This is a genomic window from Pseudomonas sp., from assembly GCF_030683065.1.
Taxonomy (GTDB): Bacteria; Pseudomonadota; Gammaproteobacteria; order Pseudomonadales; family Pseudomonadaceae; genus Aquipseudomonas.
Genome location: NZ_JAUXMX010000043.1, coordinates 18,006 through 43,407 on the forward strand (window position 1 = coordinate 18,006; position 25,402 = coordinate 43,407).

At 62.5% G+C, this 25,402-nt stretch carries 25 protein-coding genes and 1 pseudogene; 15 read left to right on the top strand and 11 right to left on the bottom strand.

Annotated features, from left to right (window positions below):
- The first annotated feature begins 9 nt into the window (after positions 1–9).
- The gene (locus Q8K09_RS14055) at positions 10–657 is read left to right on the top strand and encodes a pentapeptide repeat-containing protein (RefSeq protein WP_305255599.1); all 648 of its coding nucleotides are present in this window, start codon (positions 10–12) and stop codon (positions 655–657) included.
- Positions 658–715: 58 nt separating this feature from the next.
- Here the strand turns inward: Q8K09_RS14055 and Q8K09_RS14060 are convergent, their stop codons facing one another.
- The 4 genes from Q8K09_RS14060 to Q8K09_RS14075 all read right to left on the bottom strand — a co-directional run bounded on the left by Q8K09_RS14060 (position 716) and on the right by Q8K09_RS14075 (position 3,889).
- Entirely contained in the window at positions 716–1,180 is a 465-nt protein-coding gene (locus Q8K09_RS14060) for a transposase (RefSeq protein WP_305255600.1), read from the bottom strand.
- A 355-nt stretch (positions 1,181–1,535) separates the two neighbouring features.
- On the bottom strand, positions 1,536–2,186 hold the full coding sequence (locus tag Q8K09_RS14065; protein WP_305255601.1) for a response regulator transcription factor: 651 nt from the start codon (positions 2,184–2,186) through the stop codon (positions 1,536–1,538).
- The gene (locus Q8K09_RS14070; RefSeq protein WP_305255602.1) at positions 2,186–3,448 is read right to left on the bottom strand and encodes a histidine kinase; all 1,263 of its coding nucleotides are present in this window, start codon (positions 3,446–3,448) and stop codon (positions 2,186–2,188) included. The genes Q8K09_RS14065 and Q8K09_RS14070 overlap by 1 nt, the downstream gene beginning before the upstream one ends.
- Positions 3,449–3,451: 3 nt before the next feature.
- On the bottom strand, positions 3,452–3,889 hold the full coding sequence (locus Q8K09_RS14075) for a copper-binding protein (RefSeq protein WP_305255603.1): 438 nt from the start codon (positions 3,887–3,889) through the stop codon (positions 3,452–3,454).
- 285 nt (positions 3,890–4,174) lie between these two features.
- On the opposite strand from Q8K09_RS14075, the gene Q8K09_RS14080 reads away from it, so the two are divergent.
- The 9 genes from Q8K09_RS14080 (at position 4,175) to ggpS (ending at position 14,788) form a co-directional block, all read left to right on the top strand.
- Positions 4,175–5,164, top strand: coding sequence for a tetratricopeptide repeat protein (locus tag Q8K09_RS14080; RefSeq protein ID WP_305255604.1), 990 nt, complete (start codon positions 4,175–4,177; stop codon positions 5,162–5,164).
- 105 nt (positions 5,165–5,269) lie between these two features.
- A complete protein-coding gene (locus tag Q8K09_RS14085; RefSeq protein ID WP_305255605.1) occupies positions 5,270–6,457 on the top strand; it encodes an ABC transporter substrate-binding protein in 1,188 nt (395 codons plus the stop codon).
- 98 nt (positions 6,458–6,555) lie between these two features.
- Positions 6,556–7,527, top strand: coding sequence for a YVTN family beta-propeller repeat protein (locus Q8K09_RS14090; RefSeq protein WP_305255606.1), 972 nt, complete (start codon positions 6,556–6,558; stop codon positions 7,525–7,527).
- Positions 7,524–8,252: an ABC transporter ATP-binding protein gene (locus tag Q8K09_RS14095; protein ID WP_305255607.1), complete on the top strand. Its 729-nt coding sequence runs from the start codon at positions 7,524–7,526 to the stop codon at positions 8,250–8,252. The genes Q8K09_RS14090 and Q8K09_RS14095 overlap by 4 nt, the downstream gene beginning before the upstream one ends.
- A gap of 232 nt (positions 8,253–8,484) precedes the next feature.
- Positions 8,485–9,276, top strand: coding sequence for an ABC transporter permease (locus Q8K09_RS14100; RefSeq protein ID WP_305255608.1), 792 nt, complete (start codon positions 8,485–8,487; stop codon positions 9,274–9,276).
- Positions 9,277–9,615: 339 nt separating this feature from the next.
- Positions 9,616–10,128 carry a hypothetical protein gene (locus Q8K09_RS14105; RefSeq protein WP_305255609.1) on the top strand — a complete coding sequence of 171 codons (513 nt, stop codon included), beginning with the start codon at positions 9,616–9,618 and terminating at the stop codon, positions 10,126–10,128.
- Positions 10,129–10,208: 80 nt separating this feature from the next.
- Positions 10,209–10,874, top strand: coding sequence for a response regulator transcription factor (locus tag Q8K09_RS14110; RefSeq protein ID WP_305255610.1), 666 nt, complete (start codon positions 10,209–10,211; stop codon positions 10,872–10,874).
- A gap of 274 nt (positions 10,875–11,148) precedes the next feature.
- Positions 11,149–12,438 (top strand): MFS transporter, encoded by a 1,290-nt coding sequence (locus tag Q8K09_RS14115; protein WP_305255611.1) that lies wholly within the window; start codon positions 11,149–11,151, stop codon positions 12,436–12,438.
- Between the two features lie 88 nt (positions 12,439–12,526).
- Positions 12,527–14,788 carry a glucosylglycerol-phosphate synthase gene (gene ggpS, locus Q8K09_RS14120; protein ID WP_305255612.1) on the top strand — a complete coding sequence of 754 codons (2,262 nt, stop codon included), beginning with the start codon at positions 12,527–12,529 and terminating at the stop codon, positions 14,786–14,788.
- A gap of 262 nt (positions 14,789–15,050) precedes the next feature.
- Here ggpS and Q8K09_RS14125 read toward each other — a convergent pair whose 3' ends face one another.
- Together Q8K09_RS14125 and Q8K09_RS14130 are read right to left on the bottom strand one after the other, a co-directional pair.
- Entirely contained in the window at positions 15,051–15,584 is a 534-nt protein-coding gene (locus Q8K09_RS14125; protein ID WP_305255613.1) for a transposase, read from the bottom strand.
- A 213-nt stretch (positions 15,585–15,797) separates the two neighbouring features.
- Positions 15,798–16,160: a winged helix-turn-helix domain-containing protein gene (locus tag Q8K09_RS14130; protein WP_305255614.1), complete on the bottom strand. Its 363-nt coding sequence runs from the start codon at positions 16,158–16,160 to the stop codon at positions 15,798–15,800.
- A gap of 168 nt (positions 16,161–16,328) precedes the next feature.
- Between Q8K09_RS14130 and Q8K09_RS14135 the strand changes: the two genes are divergently transcribed.
- From Q8K09_RS14135 to arsJ, 5 genes are all read left to right on the top strand, one after another.
- Complete coding sequence (locus Q8K09_RS14135; protein WP_305255615.1) at positions 16,329–16,742, top strand: arsenate reductase ArsC; 414 nt, start codon at positions 16,329–16,331, stop codon at positions 16,740–16,742.
- Between the two features lie 8 nt (positions 16,743–16,750).
- Complete coding sequence (locus tag Q8K09_RS14140) at positions 16,751–17,125, top strand: metalloregulator ArsR/SmtB family transcription factor (RefSeq protein WP_305255616.1); 375 nt, start codon at positions 16,751–16,753, stop codon at positions 17,123–17,125.
- Complete coding sequence (arsH, locus tag Q8K09_RS14145; RefSeq protein ID WP_305255617.1) at positions 17,125–17,841, top strand: arsenical resistance protein ArsH; 717 nt, start codon at positions 17,125–17,127, stop codon at positions 17,839–17,841. The genes Q8K09_RS14140 and arsH overlap by 1 nt, the downstream gene beginning before the upstream one ends.
- Before the next feature lie 40 nt (positions 17,842–17,881).
- Positions 17,882–18,886 (top strand): ArsJ-associated glyceraldehyde-3-phosphate dehydrogenase, encoded by a 1,005-nt coding sequence (locus Q8K09_RS14150; RefSeq protein WP_305255618.1) that lies wholly within the window; start codon positions 17,882–17,884, stop codon positions 18,884–18,886.
- Positions 18,887–19,035: 149 nt separating this feature from the next.
- Positions 19,036–20,262: an organoarsenical effux MFS transporter ArsJ gene (gene arsJ, locus Q8K09_RS14155; protein ID WP_305255619.1), complete on the top strand. Its 1,227-nt coding sequence runs from the start codon at positions 19,036–19,038 to the stop codon at positions 20,260–20,262.
- Here the strand turns inward: arsJ and Q8K09_RS14160 are convergent, their stop codons facing one another.
- The 5 genes and pseudogenes from Q8K09_RS14160 to Q8K09_RS14180 all read right to left on the bottom strand — a co-directional run bounded on the left by Q8K09_RS14160 (position 20,263) and on the right by Q8K09_RS14180 (position 25,229).
- Positions 20,263–21,615 (bottom strand): hypothetical protein, encoded by a 1,353-nt coding sequence (locus Q8K09_RS14160; protein ID WP_305255620.1) that lies wholly within the window; start codon positions 21,613–21,615, stop codon positions 20,263–20,265. It abuts the gene before it with no gap.
- Position 21,616: 1 nt separating this feature from the next.
- On the bottom strand, positions 21,617–22,789 hold the full coding sequence (gene arsB, locus Q8K09_RS14165; protein WP_305255621.1) for an ACR3 family arsenite efflux transporter: 1,173 nt from the start codon (positions 22,787–22,789) through the stop codon (positions 21,617–21,619).
- A gap of 2 nt (positions 22,790–22,791) precedes the next feature.
- Entirely contained in the window at positions 22,792–24,558 is a 1,767-nt protein-coding gene (gene arsA / locus Q8K09_RS14170; protein WP_305255622.1) for an arsenical pump-driving ATPase, read from the bottom strand.
- 111 nt (positions 24,559–24,669) lie between these two features.
- Positions 24,670–24,774: pseudogene (locus Q8K09_RS14175) on the bottom strand (arsenic metallochaperone ArsD family protein); the annotation flags it as partial.
- Between the two features lie 101 nt (positions 24,775–24,875).
- Positions 24,876–25,229, bottom strand: a complete 354-nt coding sequence (locus Q8K09_RS14180; RefSeq protein ID WP_305255623.1) for a helix-turn-helix transcriptional regulator — start codon at positions 25,227–25,229, stop codon at positions 24,876–24,878.
- Positions 25,230–25,402: the final 173 nt, after the last annotated feature.

The following is a 25,402-nucleotide window of genomic DNA, read 5'->3' on the forward strand; positions in this document are numbered from 1 at the left end:
GCAATCGCCATGAACTACCTGACGTTGTTTTTACCCCTGATTTTACTGGTCATTGGCTGCAAGGTACTGGCCGCCGATGAGGTACTGACCGTCAACGGTTGCCGCATAGAAGCCGACAGCCAATGCCCCAACGCCGACCTGCGCAATGCCGACCTGAACAACCAGGACATGCGCCGAATGAACCTGGCCGGTGCCGATCTCTCCGGCGCCAACCTGCGTCACGCCCGCCTCGACCTGGCCAACCTGGAAAACGCCAGCCTGCAAGGCGCCAACCTGACCCGCGCCAGCCTGCAACAAAGCAACCTGCGCCTGGCCGACTTCACCGACAGCACCCTGGTGGCCATCCGCGGCTGGGGCCTGTTCGCCCAGGCCGCGCAGTTCCAGAATGCCAATATGCGCGCCGCCGACCTGGAATTCGCCCGCCTGTCCGGCGCCAAACTGCACAACGTCGACCTGCGGGCAGCCAACCTGGAAATGACCTGGCTGAGCAAAGCCGACCTCAAGGGCGCGTCCTTGATCGATGCCAATTTGCAGGAAGTGAAACTGTCCGGCGCCAACCTGGAAAACGCCGACCTGAGCGGTACCCGCAGGCACTACGGCAATTTCCAGGGCGCTAATATGCAAGGCTGCACGGCCTGCCCGCAGGACTGGGACTGAAAAGGTATACAACCGTGGGAGCGGCCGGGCGGCGTTCCGCTTCAGCCGCGAATGTGCTCTACAGCCAAATGGCATCCCACAACGGGTAATCGCCAACCCTCTCAATCAGTCCTGCCCGCAGGGGATTGGCCACCACATAACGGGCTACTTCCTGCATATCCTCCTCCTTGCGCAGGGCACGATCGTGATAACCGCTCTGCCACACCGGCCCACGTCGTGTGAGCTGGTGGTTGATCCGTCTGGCGCTACGACCCTTGATGCCCTGCATCAATTCGTCCAACGACTGCGACTCAAGCCTGACTAACCAATGTAGATGATCCGGCATCACCACCCAGGCCAGGGAGGACACCCAGCCCTGATCATGAGCGGCACGCAATTCAGCGACCAGCAGGCGTCCCAGGCTTAGATCCCGGAACAGCGGCATGCGTTTGTGGACGGCGGTGGTCAGCAGGTAGATGCGGCTAGGTTCGGAGAAACGGCCGGTACGCAAACGATGCGCACAGGAAAAATCTGGTCTAGGCATTCCCTCGCCTCGATACTATTGGTTCGCATTGGGTATAGCAGGTAAAAGCATTCGCGGCTGAAGCCGCTCCTACGGTTCGCTGTTCGCCGCAGTTCAGTAGGAGATCCCCCGTCGCCCAGACGCCGCGCTGTCACGCAGTAAACGGAGCTAATCGCGCTTGCTGATCCGACTGCACCTGCTAGGAGCGGCCGGGCGGCGATCCGTTTCAGCCGCGAAACTTTGGCTGAGCAGCTAAGAATTCGCGGCTAAAGCCGCTCCTAAAAGGACCAGTTCTGATTTAATTTCTAGATATAAAACAACGAGTTATTTTTTTTAATGAGCCTTGACCGCGAAAGCGCTTGCAAAAAAACAAGCCCTACGCGCTCTCCATCCCCACCCGCAGTATCCCGGTATCGATGGCCAGGTGCACCAGTTCGGCTTGCGAGCCGACCTGTAGTTTGTTCTTCAACAAGGTCATGTAGTTGGAGACGGTCTTGCCGCTGATGCACAGTTTTTCCGCGATGATGCGCGTGGGTATGCCTTTAGCCAGCATCACGAAGATCTCGAACTCGCGCTGGGTCATGCTGCGCAGGCGCGGGTCGGTGCTGCCCTGATGCACCGGGTTGCAGGCCAGGTGGGTGGCCAGCGGTTGTTCGATATAGGCATGCCCGGCCAAGGTACGCTTGACTGCTTCGACCAGTACTTCCGGCGCCGAGCTTTTGGTCAGGTAACCAATCGCTCCGGCGTCCAGCGCCTGACGCACCAGCGGTAATTCGTCATGCATGCTGAAGAACAAGACGCGCAGTTGTGGCAGGCGCTGGCGCAAACGCCGGGTGGTTTCCAGGCCGCTGATGCCCGGCAGACCAATGTCCATGATCACCAGGTTGGGAATTTCCTCCTGGACCCGTTGCAGGGCCTGCTCGCCATCGCAGGCCTCGCTTACCAGCACGTCCGGGAGCAAGGCGCGCAGCAGGCTGGCATAGCCCTGACGCACCACCGCGTGGTCGTCGACCAGCAGAATCTTCATCAGTCATTCCCCGTCAGTGGAATACTCAGGCACAGCGCCCAACCGGCACCAGGCCGGCTATGCAGGCGTAACACGCCGCCAAGGCAGCGTGCCCGTTCGCGAATCGAGCGCAGGCCGATGCCTGCGCGCTGAGGCATCTGCGCGCCGATGCCGTTGTCGCGCACCAGCAGACGCAAACGGCCGCCCTGATGCTGCAAGCGCACGCGCACTTCGCTGGCCTGGGCATGCCGCGCCACATTGGTCAGGGCTTCCTGGATCAGGCGATACAGATGGGCTTTGCTCGGCAATGGCAGTTGCGGCAGGCCTTCACTGACCAACAGCCGGCAACGTACACCCTGGCTGGTTTGCCAGTCCTGCGTCAGTTGCTGCAAGGCCTCGCCCAACTCGAGACGCTCCAGTACCAGCGGATAGAGATCTCGAATCAGCGCCCGAAAACCATCCTGCAACTGCTGGCAGTTGGCTTCCAGGCACTGCGCGGTGACTCTGACTGCCTCAGGTTGATCGGCCACGGCACGCAGCAGACAGGCCTGGGCGCGGATACCACTGAGGTATTGGCCAAGGTCATCATGCAGGGTCTGCCCCAGGCGAGTGCGCTCGCGCTCTTGCAGCGCCAGCAGAGCCTGGGTCAGTTCGGCGTTATCCAGCTGCACCTGCTGCAAGGTGGTGGCCATGGAGTTGAAATGCCCAGCCAAGCGCCGCGCCTCAGGCAGCGTGTGCGTCTGCAGGCGCGTATCGAGTTGCCCTTGGGTGACTTGCTGCAAACCACTGAACAACTCATCAAGCACTGCCAGCCCCTGACCCACCGCCCAGCGAATGGTCAGCAAGCTCAAGATCAGCGCCAGGGTGCTGAGCACCAGGAGTTGCAGCAGGGAATCCCAGACTTCGTCGATTTCGTCCGTGGGGTCGACAGCAATCTGGACCTGGCGGCCGTCAGCCATCTGCAGTACCGGCGGCGGCTGTTGAGCACTCAGCAAGTGTTGGCCCAGCCAGCGATCCAGCCAGCCTGGGCCGCTCTCGACTGCGACTTGGCCGACTTCCAGCCATTGCACACGAATATGGCGCAGGCTGCCGGTCAGGCTCGGCTGCATGCTTGCAGGGTCGCGCAATGCGGCCTCGTGCAGGTATTCAACCACCGTTTCGGCGGCCTGCATTTCACGCTGCACGTCATGGCTGGCCTGGCGCAGAAGTAACGCCAAGCCAGCAGCAGTCACCAGGACAAAGAACAGGCTGACTAACAGGTTGATGCGCCAAAGCGCCGACATGCCTTACTTGACCACGAAGTGGCCGAGCATGCCCTTGCCTTCCAGGCCCTTGGCGAAGAAGGGGAATTTGCCGGGTTTGATCGGCACGAAGAAGATCTCTGCCTCGCCGGCATCCTCGAACTCAAGCTCGGTGAGGGTGATCGCCTTGATTTCCACGCCGCCGGCTTCGATCTTGCGTAGGAAGATCGAGGTGGAGAACTCCGGCGCCTGGAAGGCGTATTCCTTCTGCCCGCTGGCGATAATTTTCAACTGGTAAGCCTTGCCGGTTTCCAGTTGGTATTCCTTCTGCGACATGCTGTAGTCGCTCTCTTCGCTGCCCAGGCGCAAATCAGGCAGTGCGGTGCCCCGCCGAGTCAGGTCACCAGCCGCATGCAGATTGTCGAAGCCAATCAGGCTGCCGATCAGCAGCAGGGGAAGAAACATCGCTTTGAGAGCACGCATGGGGATCACCGATTGTTGTTATGGGTTGATGCCACCATGCTAAAACCCCTCGCCCTGCGCTGGCTTACTACCTTGGTACAGGGGTACTGCTACTTTGGAGCCCAGCCAGATGGCATGCGCCGAAAGCGGCGCAGCTCGCAGAAGCCTTGGCCGCGCACCTGCGCCAGGGTTTTCTCGCGCACCCCGGACTAATTGCCCTGCCAGGCGCCACCTAAAGCCTAGAGCGCACCCGTGCGCTGGTTGCTAGCGTTACACGCTCAGTCATCCCGCCGACAGGTCACACCCATGCACACGTCTGCTCCTTCCTCGCTCCGCACATTGGCCGCAGCGCTGCTGGCGCTGCTGTATTGCGCGTCTCTACCGGCTGAACAGGCCGACGACGATCAGCCGCGCATCGCCCGGGAAATGATCCAAGTGCTGGAGGCTTACGCGGTCTACAAGATGGGCGATTTTGACGAAGCCTATGTGCGTTACCGAAAGCTCGCCGAGGCCGGCAACCGCCAAGGCATGCTCAACCTCGGCAACATGCACGCGGCGGGGCTGGCAGTGAAGCAGGATCATGTGCAGGCGCTGAACTGGTATCAGCAGGCCGCCGACGCCGGTGACGCCATTGGCATGCATGAAGTCGGCCGCGCCCATGAACTGGGCCTGGGCACGCCGCGGGATGAGGCCAAGGCAGCGACCTGGTACCTGCGCGCCGCCGAACTGGACAACAGTTCGGCGCAATGGGCGCTGGGCAACAGCCTCTATCAGCAGGGACAGCATATCGCCGGCCTGCACTGGATTCGCGCAGCCGCCCGGCAAGGCGACAACCCCACCGCCAGCCAATTCCTCAGCAACCTGGATGGCCCAGGCAACCCGCTCAGCCGCCCCAGTGCCGCCGAGCAGCGCGCCGTCATGGCCGTTCTGGCCGCCAGCGATCAGGCCGCCCAGAACCAAGATGCCCAAGCCCTGGTCGCGGCCCTCAGCCCGCAGGCGAAGGCAGTGGTGCGGCTACCCGACAGTTCGGCCTGGCTTACCCTGGACAAGGCGCAACTGGCGGCACTCTGGCAGGCCACCTTCGACCGCGCCCAGCGCTACGAGTACCAGCGCGACAACACCGAACTGCTGCGGGTCGATGAGCGCATCCTGGCGTTCTCCAGTATCAGCGAGCGGCTACAGAGCAACGGTGCGACCCAGTTACTGGAGATCCGCGAGAACGCCCAGCTGAGGGTGATCAACGGCCAGGCGCAGATCGACCATCTGCGCCTGGACATCCGCCGCCTGGAACGTTGAACGCCCGAGTGGTTACTACCTTTGTACAACGGTACTGGTACTTTGGGCATATTCCCCGGGCGCCGGGCTGTTCCTATGCTGGCAACACCTACACAGGAGTTGCCCATGCGCCAGATCAGTCGTCACCTCTTGCTCTGTGCCGTCCTTGGTTATGCGGGCCTGGGCCAGGCCAACAACCCGGCGCCCGAACTGCAGGTGCGCATCGGCTACCTGGCCTACACCCCGAAAACCGGGCCATTGTTGTCCAATGTGATTGGCGAACCTGCGGACGCCGGCCTGCGCGGCGCCGAACTGGGGATCGCCGACAGCAATAGCACCGGGCGCTTTCTCAAGCATGCCTACAGCCTCGCTGTCGCCGAACATGCCGACAGCGACAGTCTGCTCCAAGCCGCCAGCGCCTTGCATGACCAAGGCGTGCGCCTATTCGTGGTCAACGCCCCCGCCGCGACCCTGCGTCAGCTCAGCCAATCACTCGACGACAGCCTGCTGATCAATGCCGGCAGCGGCGACGACTCCCTGCGCCAGAGCGAATGCCTGGCCAACGTGCTGCACACCCTGCCCAGCCGGGCGATGCTGGCTGATGCCCTGGCGCAGTTCCTGACCGTGCGCAAATGGTCGCGCTGGCTGCTGATCACCGGGCCAACCGAAGATGATCAGGCCTATGCCGCGGCCTTGCGCCGGGCGGCCAAGCGCTTCGGCCACCAGATAGTCGCGGAGAAGGCCTGGAGTTTTGACAACGATCAGCGCCGCAGCGCCCAGGCCGAGATGCCGCTGTTCACCCAGACCAAGGAGTACGACGTGGTGCTGGTGGCGGACGAGCGCGGCGACTTCGGCGAGTACCTGCCCTACCAGACCTGGTACCCGCGTCCGGTGGCTGGCACCCAGGGTTTGACCCCGACCGGCTGGCACAAGACTGTCGAGACTTATGGCGCCGCGCAGTTGCAGAAGCGCTTCGAAGCCCACGCCCAGCGCTGGATGAACGACCGCGACTTCGCCGCCTGGATCGCGGTGCGCAGTATCGCCAGCGCGGTGAGCAAACTGCGCCAGACCGACGCCGACGCAATCCGCACCCTGGCCCTTAGCGATCAACTGCCGCTGGACGGCTTCAAGGGTCGCAAGCTGAGTTTCCGCAGCTGGAACGGTCAACTGCGCCAACCAATCCCTCTGGTACATCCCCGCGCCCTGGTCAGCAACTCGCCGCAGGACGGTTTTCTGCATCCTACCAGCGAGCTGGACAGCCTTGGCTTCGATCAACCGGAAGTCAGCTGTGATCTGGCTGGTAGTCGTACTTGATGGTGCGCACGGCGCACCCTACGGAGCCCGTGGCATAGCAACCCGTAGGGTGCGCCGCGCGCACCAATCCTCGCCCAAGAACAAAAAGGAGACACCACATGCGCAAGACCCTGCTCGCCACCCTGATCGGCGCAACGCTGCTGATCAGCACCGGCACCACAGTCGCCGCCACTGCCTACGTCTCCAACGAAAAGGACGACAGCATCAGCGTGATCGACCTCAAGACCATGGAGGTGACGGCCACCCTGGAGGTCGGCATGCGTCCGCGTGGCCTGCTGCTGTCCAGCGACAACAAGCTGCTGTACATCTGCGCCAGCGACTCGGATCGGGTCCAGGTGATGGACCTGGCCACGCGCACCATCATCAAGGAACTGCCCTCCGGCGCCGACCCCGAGCAGTTCGCCCTGCACCCCAATGACCGCTGGCTGTATATCTCCAACGAAGACGATGCGCTGGTCACCGTGGTCGATGTGCAAAGCGATGAAGTGCTGGCGCAGATCGATGTCGGCGTAGAGCCCGAAGGCATGGCCGTCAGCCCGGACGGCAAGTGGGCGGTCAACACCAGCGAAACCACCAACATGCTGCACTGGATCGACACCAGCACCCAGACCCTGATCGACAACACCCTGGTCGACCAGCGCCCGCGGCATGTCGAGTTCGACGCTGACGGCAAGCGCCTGTGGGCCTCGGCGGAAATCGGCGGTACGGTCAGCGTGATCGACGTCGCCAGCCGGCAGATCGAGAAAGTCCTGACCTTCCAGATCAAGGGCGTACACCCCGACAAAGTGCAACCGGTCGGGGTCAAGCTCAGCGCCGACGGCAGATATGCCTTCGTTGCCCTCGGCCCTTCGAACCATGTGGCGGTGGTCGACGCCAAGACTTATGAGGTGCTCGATTACCTGCTGGTCGGTCGGCGCGTCTGGCACATGGCATTCACCCCGGACCAAAGCCAACTGCTGACCACCAACGGCGTCAGCGGCGACGTCTCGGTGATCGATGTGAAGTCGCTCAAGGTGACCAAGTCGATCAAGGTCGGCCGATATCCCTGGGGCGTGGTCGTCACCCCGTGAACGCCCTTGAGGTCAGCGCCGTAGCTTTCGCCTACGGCACGCGCCAGGCGTTGCAGGGCGTCGGTTTCAGCGTCGCGCCCGGCAGCTTCACCGCGCTGCTGGGGCCGAACGGTGCCGGCAAATCGACCCTGATCGCCCTGCTCACCCGCCTCTATGACCTGCAGCAGGGCGACATCCAGGTAATGGGGTGCAGCCTGCGCCAGCATCCACGCCAGGCATTGCGCCAACTCGGCGTGGTGTTCCAGCAGAGCACCCTGGACCTGGACTTGAGCGTGGAGCAGAACCTGCGCTACCACGCGGCCTTGCACGGCATGGCCAAACCATTGGCCAGCGCACGGATCAACGAGGAACTGGCGCGCCAGCAGCTCGGCGAACGGCGCGCCGAGAAGGTTCGCGACCTCAACGGTGGCCACCGCCGCCGCGTGGAAATCGCCCGCGCCCTGCTGCATCAGCCGCGCCTGCTGCTGCTCGACGAGGCCAGCGTCGGCCTCGACCCGGCCAGCCGCCTGGCGCTCAACCGGCATGTGCGCCAGCTCTGTCGTGACGACGGCCTGGCGGTGCTGTGGACCACCCATTTGCTCGATGAAGTACAGGCCAGCGACGAACTGTTGATTCTCAACCGTGGTCGCCTGGTCGCCCAAGGCCTGGCCAGCCAAATCGGCGCCGACGACGCCAGCCTGGCCGCCACCTTCGAGCACCTGACCGCCAGTGAGACGCGAGCATGAACGCTGCGCGGCTGAAGCCGCTGCCACGGCGTGAGGTGTTGGTAGCCGCGGTTGTAACCGCGACTCTTCCAATCGATCACAAAAGCTTCGCGGTCAAGACCGCTCCCACCGGTTTAGCGGTGGCCTCGCGATTTGCTGAAGAAGCCTTCGTCGCAAGTTACCTGATGACTTGTGGGAGGGGCCTTGGCCGCGATGCTCTTCGCTTGGCACACCCACCCATGGAGACTCGCCCGTGAACGCCTACTGGTACTGCCTGCAAGGCATCGTGCAACGCGAATGGCTGCGCTTCGTGCTGCAACGCTCGCGTTTCTTCAGCGCCCTGGTGCGGCCGCTGCTATGGCTTTTAGTGTTCGCCGCCGGCTTCCGCGCGGCGCTGGGCATCGCCATCATCGCGCCCTACGACACCTACATCACCTACGAGACCTACATAGTCCCGGGGCTGGCGTGCATGATCCTGCTGTTCAACGGCATGCAGGGCTCGCTGTCGATGGTCTACGACCGCGAGATGGGCAGCATGCGCGTGCTGCTGACCAGCCCGCTGCCACGCGCCTTCCTGCTCGCCAGCAAGCTGCTGGCGATCGCCCTGATCTCGCTGCTGCAGGTCTATGCCTTTCTCGCCATTGCCTGGTTCTACGGCGTACAGCCTCCGCCCTGGGGCCTGCTAAGCGCCCTGCCCGCGCTGCTGCTGGTGGCGCTGCTGCTCAGCGCCCTGGGCCTGTTGCTGAGCAACGGCATCCGCCAGCTGGAGAACTTCGCCGGGGTGATGAATTTCGTGATCTTCCCGCTGTTCTTCCTCTCGTCTGCGCTGTACCCGCTGTGGAAGATGCGCGAGGCCAACGAGTGGCTGTACTGGCTGTGTGCACTCAACCCCTTCACCCACGCGGTCGAACTGGTGCGCTTCGCCCTCTACCAGCGCCTGAGCCTCAGCGCCCTGCTGATCTGCCTGGGCCTGACCGCGCTGTTCGCAGTGCTCGCCGTGGTCACCTTCAACCCGCAACACGCCGCCCTGCGCCGCGCCAGCTAGGTCCACGCGCGGCTAAAGCGCAACGCCGCGAATTCTTCGCTGCACAGCACAGCTTCGCGGCTCCCCCTCTTGCCTGACGGGTTACTCCCCGGAGAAGCGGCTGTAGCTTCGAACGCTCCAATCCCCCTTAAAATCTTCGCGGTCAAGACCGCTCCCGCAGGTTTAGCGGTGATCTGGTGACCCTGTGGGAGGGGCCTTGGCCGCGATGCTCTTTGCCGAGCGCTGCCGTCGAACCACCCGCGTGCATGCAGCCCCAGACGCTCCGCGTCAGCCGTTCGCGGCTGAGCGTCGCCCGGCCAATCCACTCAAACAATCTGGACGAACACCGCCAGCAACCGCTTGCGCCTCGATAAATCAGCCATTTGCGATCATCCACCTACTACTTTGGTACTGCTTTTACTCTCCAATGTAGAATTTCCAAAGCAGGAGTATTGCCCTGTAATACGCACACAAAAAGAAGTGAGACTTAAGGCGATGACGTTCTGCCTACCTCTACCAACCGGTCTTTCATTGACCGCAAGCTTACCGCTGGCTAAGCCGCCAAGGGCCAAGCCAAGCCTGTTTTACACAGGCGGCAGCCGCGCGCCCAGCGTCGACATTCAGGCGGCGCAACGCCTACTCGACAAACAACCGCAGACCCGCCTGTTTGAGGTCTGCCAGCTCCTTGGCCTGCATGGCCCACTCATGGCGGATGCCCGGTTCGGCCGCGCATGGTCAGCCAAAACCGACCACTGCAAGAGTCACAACACTCTTTTCCGCCACCGGCAGATCAGCCATGGCGACAAAGGCTCGCCCCCGGTGTTCTACTGCCGCCCCGACTGCTGGCGGGGCTGGAGTGCGCTCAATCGCTAACCGCTCGTCTTGCTATAAACGTGCATCCATTTTCCTACGGCTAAAGCCACACCATAATCACAACAATGAGGTGAAAGGCCATGTACAAAATTCTGATTGCCGACGACCATCCGCTGTTTCGCGAAGCCATCCACAACGTGATCAGCGACGGCTTCCCCGGTAGCGAAATCATGGAAACCGCTGACCTCGACAGCGCCTTGGCCATGACCCTGGAAAATGACGACCTCGACTTGATCCTGCTCGACCTGAATATGCCAGGCATGCACGGGCTGAACGGTTTGATAACCCTGCGCAACGAGGCACCGACCATCCCGGTGGTGATCGTTTCAGCCGAGCAGGACAAGCAGGTCGTGCTCCAGGCCATCACCTACGGCGCCGTCGGTTTCATCACCAAATCCTCACCGCGCGCGCAGATGACCGATGCCATCCAGCAGATCCTCAACGGCAATGTCTATTTGCCGCCAGACATCATTCGCTCGCAAAAAGCCACCTCACACCGCAGTCATTCGGATCACCACGGCTTCCCCCAGGAACTGCTGCAAGCCCTGACCCGCAAGCAACTGCTGGTGCTGGAACGCATGACCAAAGGCGAGTCAAACAAGCAGATTGCCTACAGCCTGGACATCGCCGAAACCACGGTCAAAGCCCACGTCTCCGCCATCCTGCGCAAGCTCAACGTGCACAATCGGGTGCAGGCAATCCTGTCGGCGGGCGATATCGACTTCGCCGCCTATCTGCGCCGCTGAGTCTCGGTTAAAAGAGGCTCAGCCGGCCGCGACGCTATCCCCTATAACTGGATGCACCGTAGTAAAGCGTTGACGCCTGGCTTTCACTGCCCACTGCTCGAGCAGGGCTCGCCGGCGGAAAACCAATCAAATCAGACAGCGCGTCAAGATAACCAAAAGACCGTTCATCAATAAAAATAAGTCTTTAAAAACAATAGCTTAACCCGAAACCACAACAGCCATTGGCGCGATTCATGCTTGCTATTGCAGGCATAGTCCCCTAGGGTATTTCGCTATGTGGTCCCTGATTGCCCCTATCAGCTCATTGCTCGGTGGGGTTGCTTTACTCCTCCTCGGCAATGGCCTGCTCAACACCCTACTGACCCTGCGCGGCGTGGCCGAAGGCTACTCCACCGGGATGCTCGGACTGATTATGTCCGGGTACTTCGTCGGTTTTCTCCTTGGCACCTGGCTAGCGATTCCGCTGGTTCGCCGCGTTGGGCATATCCGCGCGTTTGCCTTTTGTGCCGCACTGGCCGCCATCACCGCACTGATGCACATTCTGATCATCGACCCCTGGGTCTGGCTCGGCCTGCGTGTGCTTTATGGTCTGGCGCTGGTCAGCCTGTACATGGTGATCGAGAGCTGGCTCAACGCCCGGGCACCCAACGACAAACGCGGCCAGGTGTTCGCTGTTTACATGGCGGTCAACCTCGGCGCCCTGGCGGCGGCGCAGCAGCTGCTCAATCTGGCCGACCCCAGCGATTTTGTGCTGTTCGTGCTCGCCGCCATGTTGATCAGTGCTGCCTTGATGCCGATCACCCTGACCCGCCAACCGCAGCCCAGCGTACCGGAAACCATGCACACCAACCTGCGCCAGTTGGTTGGCATTGCTCCGCTGGCGATTGCCGCCGCCGGCCTTTCCGGTCTGGCCCTAGGCGCTTTCTGGGGCATGGCGCCGGTGTATGCGAGCCTCAGCGGTTTCGACGCCACCGGCATTGGCTTGTTGATGAGCGGCGCGATTCTCGGCGGCGCCCTGCTGCAGTGGCCGATCGGCATTTACTCCGACAAGCACGACCGGCGCCTGGTGTTGTTATGGGTGGTCGCGTTGTCGGTGGTGGTGGCCCTGCTGATGAGCGTGCTGCCTGCCGGGCGTCTGCTGCTCGCAGCGATGTTCGTCTGGGGCGGCCTGGCCTTCGCGATTTACCCAATTGCCGTGGCGCAGCTGATCGATCAGCTGCACAGCGATGAGGTGCTCGCCGGTTCCAGCAGCCTGCTGATGGTCAACGGCATCGGCTCGGTGTGCGGCCCCCTGCTGGCAGGCTTGCTCATGCAACATCTGGGCGCTCAGGCACTGCCGCTGTACTTCGCCGCGACCCTGGGTTTGCTCGCTGCCTACACCCTCTACCGGTTGCGCCACGTCAGCGACTTGGTCAGCGAGCCGCACGGGCACTTCATGCCAATGCTGCGCACCAGCCATACAGTGCTGGAACTGATGCCCGATGCACCGCCGGCAGACGAAAGCAGCGAAGAACCGCTAACCGAATCAGCGCAGGAGCCGAACCAAGGTTCTGCCCCTGCATAACAAAAGAGGCGACCGCTGCAAAGCGAGTCCGCCCGATACTTAGCACGTCGGCCCATGTCGGCGCGTCAACTGCATAAGGAGACTGCGCATGTTACTTGCTACCGATCTCGATGGAACCTTTCTCTCCGGTGATCCCGAGGATCGCTTAAGCCTTTATCAGATCATCGCCGCGCACCCGGAAATCCGCCTGGCCTATGTCACCGGCCGCAGCCTGGAGTCGGTACTGCCGCTGCTGGCCGACCCAACCTTGCCTCAGCCGGACTTCATCATCTCGGATGTCGGCGCCAGCTTTACCCACGGCGACACCCTGCAGCCGATCCAGCCGCTGCAAAGCAAGATCGATGCGCTCTGGCCCGGCGAGAGCCAGGTTGCCAGCGCCATCGAAGGCTTCGAACTGGAGCGCCAGGACGTACCGCAGATGCGCCGCTGCTCCTACTTCTGCAGCCCTGAGCAAGCCGCCAACCCGGCCCTGCTTGCCGCTGCCCAATCGCTCGGCTGTGACCTGCTGTATTCCGCCGAGCGCTACCTGGATTTTCTGCCGCAGGGCGTCAATAAAGGCAGCAGCCTGCAAGCCCTGGCCGACTGGCTGGAACTGGACAATGACCAGGTACTGGCAGCTGGCCACAGCCTCAACGACCTGAGCATGCTCAATGGCACCTTCAACAGTGTCTGCGTTGGTAACTCGGAAGCTGGCTTGCTGAAAGCCACCGAACAGTCCTCGCACACCTTGCACGCCAGCCGCGCAGGTTGCGGCGGGATTCTCCAGGCATTCGCCCACTTCGGTTTCCTCGGCGAGCACGGCATTGCCGCCGAACGGCGCATTGCGGCTGAACCCGGCAAGTCGGAACTGGTGATGGTCTACCACCGCCTGCCCTATGAAGAACACCGGGTCAACGGCAAGCTACAACGCCGCCGACCGACCTCGCCGAACGGCATCATTCCTACCCTGCTGAGCTTTTTCGGTGACGGTCGCCCCGGCTCCTGGGTCGCCTGGGCGGTGCATGAAGACGACGACGAGCCGTTCGACATCCACACAAGCGTAGATGCCGAGCGCTACCCCAAGCTCAAGGCGGCGCGGGTCAAGCTAAGCAAGGAAGAAGTCGACATTTTCTACAAGCGCTTCTCCAAGGAAGCGTTCTGGCCGACCCTGCACACCTTCTGGGAGCGCGCCACCTTTAACGAAGACGACTGGCAGGTGTTCCTCAAGGTCAACCGTGCCTTCGCCGAACGCACCGCCCTGGAAGCCGCCGAAGGTGCGATCGTCTGGTTGCATGACTACAACCTGTGGATGGTGCCTGGCTACCTGCGCGAGTTGCGCCCGGATCTGCGCATCGCCTTCTTCCACCACACCTACTTCCCCTCGGCGGATGTATTCAACGTGCTGCCCTGGCGCCGGCAGATCATCGGCAGCCTGCTGCAATGCGACTACATCGGCTTTCACATCCCGCGCCAGGTGGAGAATTTCGTCGACGTGGCACGCGGCGTCACCCCACTGCAAACCGTCAGCCGGCAGAACTGCGCCCCGCGCTTCATCACCTATGGCTGCGCCGTGGGCCTGGAGCGCATGACCACTGCGGTGGACACCGGTAGCCGGATCGTCAAACTCGGCGCCCACCCGGTCGGCCTGGATATCGGCCGGATCAGCAGCGCCCTGGAGCAACCGAAGATCCAGGAGCTGATGGCCGACCTGCGCAAGGAGCTTAGCGGGCTGAAACTGATCCTCTCGGTGGAACGCCTCGACTACACCAAGGGCATCCTGGAAAAACTCCAGGCCTTCGAGCGCCTGCTGGCGGACAACCCGGAGCTGCTGGGCAAGGTCACCCTGGTCAGTATCTGCGTGCCTGCCGCCAGTGAAATGACCATCTATGACGAGCTGCAAGCGCAGATCGAGCAAGCCGTAGGTCGCATCAACGGCCGCTTCGCCAGCATCGGCTGGACGCCGGTGCAGTTCTTCTTCCGCAGTTTCCCCTTCGAGCAGGTGGTGGCCTGGTACGCCATGGCCGACGTGATGTGGATCACCCCGCTGCGCGACGGTCTCAACCTGGTGGCCAAGGAGTTCGTCGCCGTCCAGGGCCTGCTGGAAGGCCCTGGTGTGCTGGTGCTCTCGGAATTCGCCGGCGCCGCCGCCGAACTCAAGGGCGCGCTGCTGACCAACCCGCATGACACTGCGGATCTGGCGCAAGTCTGCTACCTGGCGCTGAACATGCCCAAGGCAGAAGCCCAGGCGCGGCTGCGCGAGCTATTCGACATCGTCAACTACAACGACATCCGCCGTTGGGGTGATGAATTCCTCGCCGGAGTAGCCGAGCCGGAACAACAGCCGCAGGTCGAACTGACCCTGGTCAGCTAAAGCAAAGCCTTTGCTGACATCCGCACCGGGTCATGCCCGGTGCGCGCAGCGCACCCTACGGAACGCCGCAACACCGCGTAGGGTGCGCCATACGCACCATGGCGGCAGCGGTTCTCTGCCCCATGCCCTCGCAACAATTCGACCGGACACCGCAGCAGGCGTTGGCCTCACACAGTGGCGGTTAACCCCGGTGCGCGCGGCGCACCCTACGGCACGCCGCCCCACCGCGTAGGGTGCGCCGTGCGCACCGCGGCGACAGCGGTCATTCGCCAAAGCCGCCCTCCACACCCCCGGCACCACCCCAATCCGCCGGATAAACGCCCTCACGCACCAGACGGTGATAGCTCGACCAAGGCCAGTCGGCCACTCGTTCGACCAGGCCGTGGCGCACCGGATTCCAATGCAAATAATCCAGGTGCCGGCGGTAGTCCTGGTCATCGCGGATGCGGTGTTCCCAGAAGCGCCGCTGCCACAACCCAGACTCACGGCGCAGGCAGCGGCTCAAGCTGATCACCCCCGGCGCGCGGGGCAGCTCCTGAGAAGTCAGACGCTTGATCATCGACCAGCGCAAGCCAAACTCGGCATCGCCCACGGGCATCTGCCACAGGCAATGCAGATGATCCGGCAGCAGCACCCAGCCGCGAATGTTGAAGGGGTAACGCTGACGCACCTTAACGATGGCCAGGTGCAAGGCTTCACGCAACCTCGGCTGGGTCAGCAAGGGCTGGCGCTGGTGGGTCACCAGGGTGAAGAAATAGCAGGCGCCCAAATCCTGGGCGCGGCGGTAGTCGGACATTCCCTGTCTCCTGAGCGCGGTTCACCTGCTCAGAATAGCTGCTGGTGCGCACAGCGCACCCTACGTGGTAGTCGCAATCGATTGCGTAGGATGCGCGACCCGCGCGCACCGCCCCATCGCCGTCAGCCTCACAGGCCGCGCCGCGCTACACGTCCTCGTAAAAACCTGCTTAAGCGTACGCGAATCCCTCCAGGGATGACTTCTGGCGGCTGCTTAGCGGGGCACGGGCGTGGGATTCGCTAACAAGGCGCCAAGATCATCCAGGCCATCCTGCACGGCGGCCAACGCCTGATCGCAGAGTTCACGGTAGCGCTGCAGCACCTGCACGCCCAGCTCGCTCAACTGGGCGCCGCCCCCATGACGGCCGCCCGCCAGGGTGGTCACCAAGGGGGACGTAAAGCAGCGGTTCATGGTTTCGACCAGCAGCCAGGCACGCCGGTAGGACATACCCAGGCTGCGCGCGGCTGCGCTGATCGAGCCGGTTTGCTGGATGGCTTCGAGCAAGTCGGCCTTGCCGGGGCCAATAGCGATATCGGCGCCACAGTGCAGGCGAATTTTCAGGTCGAGTCGGTGCATGGGGCTCTTGCGCTGAATGGGAGAAGAGCTGTTGCTCACCGCACGCACTATACCTGCCAATCAGGCGATTCGCGGCTGGGAGGCAGCTGCATCGATTAGCCGCGGGGCTTTACCGTACATACGATAAAACGTATATTCGGACAGCCATATATAAATCGAGACCCTGCAATGGCCTACCAAACCCGCGTACTGTTCGTCTGCGTCGCCAATGCCGCCCGCTCGCAACTCGCCGAGGCGCTGCTCAGGCACACCGATCGGGAAAACTTTGCCGCGTTCAGTGCCGGTAGTACACCCACTGCAGTCGACTCGCGCACCCTCGATGCCTTACAGCACCTGGGCGTCGACACCCAAGGCTTGCGCAGCAAGTCGCTCGATGAGTTCAATTTCAATGACTTCGAATACGTCATCAGCCTGTGCGATAAATCGGCCCAGGAATGCGAACACATCAACTTCGCTGGCGAAAAGTTGGCTTGGAACTTCGAAGATCCGGTGACCAGTGACAAGCCGGATGCCTTCCGTCACTGCCTGCATGAGATCCATGAACGGATCAAGATGTTCGTGCTGGTAAAAACCAAACGTTGAGAGCAGCAATGGTAGAACACCTGACCCCGACCAGCGTCTTCAAGTGCCTGGCCGATGACACCCGGATACGCCTGATGCTGCTGATCACGGCGCAGCAAGAGCTCTGCGTCTGCGAGCTGACCTGCGCGCTGGACGAAAGCCAGCCCAAGGTCTCACGGCACCTGGCGCAGTTGCGCACCTGCGGGCTGCTGGCGGACCGACGCCAGGGCCAGTGGGTGTATTACCGCCTGCACCCTAACCTGCCCGTATGGGTAATTGCCGTACTGGACGCCACATTGGCCGCCAACCGGCACTGGCTCAGCCCCGACGCCAAGCGCCTCGACGGCATGGGCGAGCGGCCCGCGCGCCTCGCCATCTGTTGCGACACCACTGGAATGAACTGATGGACAACGATCACCTGCCTAATCTGGATACCGCGCTGGTCGGGCTGCCGCCCCTTGAGACACTCGGCAGCCAGCTAACGCTCACTCACAAGCCACGCATTTTGCTGCTTTACGGTTCGAACCGGGAGCGGTCGTTCAGCCGCCTGATGATTGAAGAAGCCGCGCGCCTCTTGCAACATTTTGGCGCCGAGACGCGGGTGTTCGACCCCGCCGGTTTACCCCTGCCGGATGACGCGCCTGACAGCCACCCCAAGGTGCAGGAGTTGCGCGACCTGATGCAGTGGTCAGAAGGCCAGGTGTGGTGTTCGCCAGAGCGTCACGGCTCAATGAGTGCGGTGTTCAAGGCGCAGATCGACTGGGTTCCCCTGGCCATCGGCGCGGTACGCCCGACCCAGGGCAAGACCCTCGCGGTGATGCAGGTCTGCGGCGGCTCGCAGTCGTTCAACGTGGTCAACCAGTTGCGTGTGCTGGGCCGCTGGATGCGCATGTTCACCATCCCCAACCAGTCTTCGGTGCCCAAGGCGTTTCTCGAATTCGACGCCGATGGGCGGATGAAACCGTCATCTTTTTATGATCGGCTAGTGGACGTCATGGAAGAACTGGTCAAGTTCACCTTGCTGCTGCGCGAACGCCAGGACTATCTGGTGGATCGCTACTCCGAGCGCAAGGAATCCGCGCAAGCCTTGTCCAAACGGGTCAACCAGCACGCGCTATAAATTCATTGCACCGACACATTCACTGCATGAGGAAACCAGCATGACCATCAAAGTAGGCATCAACGGTTTTGGTCGCATCGGCCGCCTGGCATTGCGCGCTGCCTGGGGCTGGCCGGAGTTCGAGTTCGTGCAAATCAATGACCCGGCCGGTGATGCGGCAACCCACGCGCACCTGCTCAATTTCGATTCGGTGCATGGCCGCTGGCAGCATGAGGCGAGCAGTGCTGACGACTGCATTGTGATCGACGGCAAGCGGATCAAGCTCACTGCCAACAAGGCCATCGCCGACACTGACTGGTCGGGCTGCGACCTGGTCATCGAAGCCAGCGGCAAGATGAAAACCGTCGCGGTACTTTCGGGTTACCTGGAGCAAGGGGTCAAGCGCGTGGTGGTCAGCGCGCCGGTGAAGGAAGCCGGCGCACTGAATATCGTCATGGGCGTCAATCAGGACCTGTTCGACCCGGCCCTGCACCGCATCGTCACCGCCGCGTCCTGCACCACCAACTGTCTAGCGCCGGTGGTCAAGGTGATCCACGAACACCTGGGCATCCGCCACGGCTCGATCACCACCATCCACGACCTGACCAATAGCCAGAGCATCCTCGACCAGCCGCACAAGGATCTGCGCCGCGCACGCGCTGCGGGCATGAGTCTGATCCCCACCAGTACCGGCTCGGCCAGTGCAATTGCCGAGATCTTCCCCGATCTCAAGGGCCGTTTGAACGGCTTGGCCGTGCGCGTGCCACTGGCCAACGCCTCACTGACCGACTGCGTGTTCGAGGTCGAACGCGCCACCACCGTGGCTGAGGTCAATGCCCTGTTCAAGGCGGCAGCAGCCGGTTCCCTGAAAGACATCCTCGGCTACGAGGAACGTCCGCTGGTGTCGATCGACTACCGCACCGATCCGCGTTCCTCGATCATCGATGCGCTCTCGACCATGGTGATCAACGGCACCCAGGTCAAGCTGTACGCCTGGTACGACAACGAATGGGCCTACGCCAATCGCACCGTGGAACTGGCGCGGCTGGTTGGTTTGGCGGACTGACAACGCAGTTGTGGGAGGGGCTGGGCGGCATTCCGCTTTAGCCGCGATTGGCATCGCGCTGTTCGCGGCTAAAGCCCCTCCTACAGAACATCGTTTCGTAGGATGGGTTGAGCTTAGCGATACCCATCACAGCAGCACAGGACCCCTCAATGCATGCCTTGTCCCGCCTGGCTCCAGAAGTCCGCCAATACCTGCTGGTAACCGGCAACTACTGGGCCTTCACCCTCACCGACGGCGCCTTGCGCATGCTGGTGGTGCTGCATTTCCACAGCCTGGGCTATACGCCGCTGCAGATCGCCGCGCTGTTTCTGTTCTACGAGATTTTCGGTGTGATCACCAACTTGGTCGGCGGTTACCTGGGCGCACGCCTGGGTCTCAATCGCACCATGAACATCGGCCTGGGCCTGCAGGTGGCCGCCTTGCTGATGCTGACGGTGCCGGCAGCCTGGCTGACCATCCCGTGGGTAATGGGCGCACAGGCCATGTCCGGGATCGCCAAAGACCTGAACAAGATGAGCGCCAAGAGCTCGATCAAGCTGCTGGTGCCGAACAGCCAGCAGGGCACGCTGTACAAGTGGGTGGCGATCCTTACCGGCTCGAAGAATGCGCTCAAGGGCGTAGGCTTTTTCCTCGGCGGCGCCCTGCTCGCCCTGCTCGACTTTCGCGGTGCACTTCTGGTGATGGCGGCGCTGCTGGCGGTGGTCTGGCTGGCCAGCCTGATGCTGCTGAAAAAGGACCTGGGCAAGGCCAGCGCCAAGCCGAAATTTCGCGACATCCTGTCGAAAAGCCGGGCGATCAACATCCTTTCGGCCGCGCGTTTATTCCTGTTCGGCGCCCGTGATGTTTGGTTCGTGGTGGCGCTACCGGTGTACCTGTCCAGTGTATTTGGCTGGGACTTCTGGATGGTCGGCGGCTTTCTCGCGGCCTGGGTGATCGGTTACGGCATCGTCCAGTCCTTCGCTCCGTCGATCACCGGCAATGCGCGCGGCGAGGTACCCGATGGCCGTGCCGCCTTCGTCTGGGCCGCCTTGCTGGCGGGTCTGCCAGCAGCCATAGCCCTCGGCTTATACAGCGACGTGTCGGCGCACTGGGTGTTGCTCGGCGGCCTGCTGGTGTTCGGTGCGCTGTTCGCGGTCAATTCCTCGCTGCACAGCTACCTGATCGTCAGCTACGCCAAGGAAGACGGCGTGTCGCTGGACGTGGGTTTTTACTACATGTCCAACGCCATGGGCCGGCTGCTCGGCACCTTGCTCTCGGGTTGGGTCTATCAGGCTTATGGGCTGGAAGCCTGCCTGTGGATTTCCTCGGCCTTCGTCCTGCTCGCCGCGCTGATTTCTCTGGGGCTGCCCAGGCACGCTGAGCAGCCAGCGCGCTGATCAGTCGCAGTCCGCCCCACAACCGCCCTCCGGCACCGGGTAGACCGGCGCAAAACCGCCGCCGGGGGTGCGGAAGTTGGTGGTCTGACCCTGATACAGGCGCGCCGCCACCCATTGCACCGCACCGTCGTAGGCATAGTCACGCAGATCAAACTTCAACGCCGGAGTATCGCTGGCCATCACCCGTTGCCCCGGCAGCACCAGGGCCTGGGCCACGTAATCGCCGGCAAGAATCTCCTGCCAGACGCGCTGGGTCAGTTTGTCGCCACGGTAGGCGGCGCGACTGCCATAACCGGCGCAGGGCTTGAAGAACAACCGCTTGCGCTCGCGCCACAGACGCTCGGCACTGGCCGGTTCGACCACCTCGGTATGCGGAATGGCCGCCAAGAGCAGTTGCTGAATATCCTCGGATACGCCGAGCGCCTGTAGTTGCTCGGCATCGCAGAGCAGCGCCAGGTTGCGCTTGTCGGCATACAGGGCATGGGCCTGGGGATGCGGCGTGAGCAAGGTTGCGTGCTCAAGATAGGCCTGGCGCAGCGTGGCATTGGCCGGGGCTTCTAGCGCGAAATCGGTCAGGCGGTTGTAGACCAGATCGATGGCCAGCTCGCCATGCCAGAGCTGACCGTCGCGCAGACTCAATTCGCCGGGGTCGGCGATCACCGCCTGCAAGCCATGGCGCTGGAACAGCTGCTGAAACAGCAGAAACTCCGGGTACAAGTATTGCTGCTGCGGCGCTTCGTCGACGATAGCGATGCTGCGCAGTGGCCGTTGATTACCAGCCAAGGCCCATTCCTGTCGGAACATGGCGATAATCCCGGCCTCCAGCGTCTCAGCCCGCAGCGCCGGCGGCAGCAGCTGTTCGATGGCCGGGCAACAGGCCCGTTGCGCCCGCGCCAGCACGGCGTTGAGCATCGCCCCGCCAGCATTGCTGTTGATCTCGATCAGGCCGAAAGCGTCGTCGGTGACATGAAAGTCGTAGCCGAAGAACACCCCCTTGGCACCGCCCGGATCATGCGCCGCGATGGCCGGCGAGCGCGCCAATACCCGCTCGCGGTATGCCGGCAGCGCAACCACCGACTCCACCGCGCGCACCACCTCGGCCATGCGCTGCAAGTGCGCAGGCGCGATAAACACCGGATGCGCGGCAAACAGATAGGGACAACGCTGCTGCACCAGCTCGAACAGACCGGGCTGGCCCAGGGTCGACTCCAGGGCATCGCGCAGCGCCTCGGGGTCCAGACTGATGCAGAAGCAGCGACTGTTCAGCGTCTCGATCGAAACCCCGGCCAGGGCAGCAGCAGTCGAGATAGCGCGCGCGTCGTTGTCACACAGATGTAGCAGCGGCTTGCTCATATCAATTTCCGCGCGGAGGGGATTGGCTAACAGGTGCCCCGCAGTGCAACTGTCCTTCTGTTTTAGGTGCTGCTTGAGGTGCTGCTGATTGAGATGCAACTGTCGCAGCGCAGGTGGCCGCCGCCTGCGGAAACCAGCCCTGGGTGCGGTTGGCAAAAGCCACCAGCGACAGCATCACCGGCACTTCCACCAGCACCCCGACCACGGTGACCAAGGCGGCCCCGGAGTTGAGGCCGAACAAACCGATCGCCACCGCCACCGCCAGCTCGAAGAAGTTCGAGGTGCCGATCAGGGCGCAGGGCGCTGCCACATTGAAGGGCACTTTCCATAGCCGCGCCGCCGCGTAGGCAATGGCAAAAATGCCGTAGGACTGAATCAGCAAGGGCACGGCAATCAAGGCAATCAACAGCGGCTTATCGAGAATGATCTGCCCTTGAAAGCCGAACAGCAACACCACGGTGCCGAGCAGGCCGAGCACCGACAGGGGTTTTACCCGGGCAGTGAAGCGCGAAACGGCCTGTTCGGCCTCCACCGCCGTGTTGGCGCCGGCACTGAGTTTGAGGCGGGTGAACACCCCGGCGATCAGCGGAATCAACACGTAGAGCCCGACCGAGAGAATCAAGGTTGCCCAGGGCACCTCGATATCGGTAACCCCAAGCAGCAGCGCAACCAGCGGGGCGAAGGCGAAGATCATGATCACGTCATTCAGCGCCACCTGGGCCAGGGTGTAGGTGGCGTCACCGCGGGTCAGCTGCGACCAGACGAAGACCATGGCGGTACAGGGCGCGGCACCGAGCAGGATCAAACCGGCGATGTATTGGCTGGCGTCAGTCGGGTCGATCAAGTCGATAAAGAAATAATGGAAGAACAACACACCCAGGCCGGCCATGGTGAACGGCTTGATCAGCCAATTGACCGTCAGGGTGATGATCAGCCCCTTGGGCCGTTCGTGAATACGCTTGAGGCTGGAGAAGTCCACCGACACCATCATCGGGTAGACCATCAGCCAGATCAGCACGGCGACAATGAAGTTGACCGAACCGTACTCAAGGCTGGCCATGCTCTGGAACAGCTGTGGAAACAGGCTGCCCAGGCCAATCCCGGCGGCGATACAGAGCGCCACCCAGACCGACAGGTAGCGCTCGAAAAAGCCAATCGGCTGTGTCCCACTCATACTCAAACCTCTTCTCTATGCGCCAGCGCGCGCAGGTTGCGGATGCCCACCGGCTCGTGCTTGAGCAGCGGCACCAGGGCATAACGACGGGCGTGCAGATTGGCCACGGCAGCGATCTCGTGGCGCTCGTTGGCGGCGCGTTGCAGCAACAGTGGGGAACGGGTGGTGGCAGCGGCGATGCTGTTGTTGATGACCCAGGCCCAGGGTTCGATACCGGCACGGCGCAGGTCGTCCTGCAGGCTGGCCGCCTCCAGCACCGGGGTGGTTTCGGCCAGGGTCACCAGCAGCACCTTGGTCTGTTTGGGGTCCTGCAGCTGCATCATCGGCGTGGTGAAATGCACGCCTTTGTCGCCCATCTGCCGAGCGATATCGCGGTGATAGGCGCCGGTGGCATCGAGCAACAACAGGGTATGGCCGGTCGGAGCGGTATCCATCACCACGAACTGCTTGCCGCCTTCGCGGATGATCCGCGAGAAGGCCTGGAACACGGCGATTTCCTCGGTGCAGGGCGAGCGTAGATCTTCTTCGAGCATGGCTCGGCCCTGGGCGTCGAGCTTGGCGCCTTTGCTCTGCAGCACCTGCTGACGGTAGCGTTCGGTTTCTGCATGGGGATCGATGCGACTGACCCGCAGGTTGTCCAGGGCTTCGCTGAGGGTTTCGCTCAGATGCGCAGCCGGGTCCGAGGTGGTCAGGTGCACCGGCAGGCCACGCTGCGCAAGCTCGACCGCGACGGCCGCAGCCAGGGTGGTTTTACCCACCCCGCCCTTGCCCATCACCATGATCAGGCCATGGCCGTCGGCGGCGATTTCATCGACCATCGCCGCCAGCGTTGGCGCATCCAGCGCTGGCGCTTGTTGCAGATCCGCGGCGGCAATCGGCGGTGCGTCGTTACCGAGCAGGTGCTGCAACGCGTCGAGCCCCACCAGATTGAATGCCTTGAGCGCGATCTGGTCACGGGGCAGCGCCTGCAACACGCCAGGAATCGCCGCAATGACCGCCTGTTCGCGGGTGTAAATCGCCGCAGCCAGCTCATCCTCTGCCGCCTCGGCAGCGGGCAGCACACCATTGATCACCAGGTACTGCTGGCGCAAGCCAATCGCGGCCAGTTCCTCATGGGTGCGCGCAGCTTCGCGCAGGGTCGAGGCCTGTGCGCGGGCCACCAGTACCAGGCGAGTTCGCCGTGGGTCGGCCAGGGCTTCTACCGCAGCCTGGTACTGGCTGCGCTGCTTTTCCAGGCCGGCCAGCGGGCCGAGGCAGGAGGCATCGCCCTTGCCATCTTCGAGAAAACCACTCCAGGCGCCGGGCAGTTGCAGCAGGCGAATGGTGTGCCCGGTGGGCGCGGTATCGAAGATGATGTGCTGGTAGTCCTGGGTCAACGCCGCATCGGTGAGCAGCGCGGTGAACTCGTCGAAGGCGGCAATTTCCGTAGTGCAGGCACCGGACAACTGCTCCTCGATGCTCTTCACCACGTCTTCGGGCAACACGCCGCGCACCGGGCCAACGATGCGGTCGCGATACAGTTGTGCGGCCGCCTGCGGGTCGATTTCCAGTGCCGACAGGTTCGCCACCGCCGGAATACGGGTGACCTGATTACCGATGCTGACGCCGAACACCTGGCCAACATTGGAGGCTGGGTCGGTACTCACCAGCAGCACGGACTTGCCTTCGGCGGCCAGGCGCACGGCGGTGGCGCAGGCAATCGAGGTTTTACCCACACCGCCCTTGCCGGTAAAAAACAGAAAGCGTGGTGGTTGATCGAGAAATTGCATGGGGCTCTCCTGAGAGACGCTAAAAAATGGCCTGCCTACTGCGGCCATCGTCACGACGGCCTTGGTTGTGTTCACAACCGCTGGACTCAGCAGCAGCGGCTGGGCCAGATTGAAAGGCGCGATCTTGGCACCCTGCTGGCGCGCCCAGTCCACGTAAGCCGCGAAGCTGACCAATGCCTGGTCGACTGCGACGCCGCACACGCCATTGCAGCAGAGGGCAGGATCAAAACTTCAACGGCTTTCATTTTAACTCTCCAACAATTGTTGAATGGTTATGCATAGCAGTGGGACACAATTCACCTGTACTCGGCTTTGCGTCAGGTCAGCGATGGCAGCACTGCCGGCGCGCAGCTGGACTGGGCACGCAGGCCGGCGCATTGCTCCGGGTGGCCGGCGCAACACTCCTCGGTGAGGTAGGCGATCAGGTCCAGCATCAGCGGGATATTGGCCCGGTAGCGCTGGAAGCGGCCTTCCTGCTGCACCGTCAGCATCCCGGCCTGGGTCAGCGCCTTGAGGTGAAACGAGAGATTAGTTGGCGGCACATCGAGGGTCGCCGCAATTTCGCCGGCGACCAGGCCGGCGCTGCCCTGTTTGACCAATAGCCGGTAGACATCCAGGCGCAGGCCGGATGACAGGGACTCGAAAATGCTGGTGGCGGTTATCTTTTCCATGCTCCAACACTACAACTATTGTTGAAGTATTGGAATGAAGAATTAGCGCGCAAGATTGCCGTCGGCAGCACGCCCATGAACGACCCGCTCAGGCACTGCAGTCACTTACGCGATCAGCTCCTGCCGGCCAGCAGGAACAATCAGCAAAGCCAAGCCGGTTCACAACCGACTCT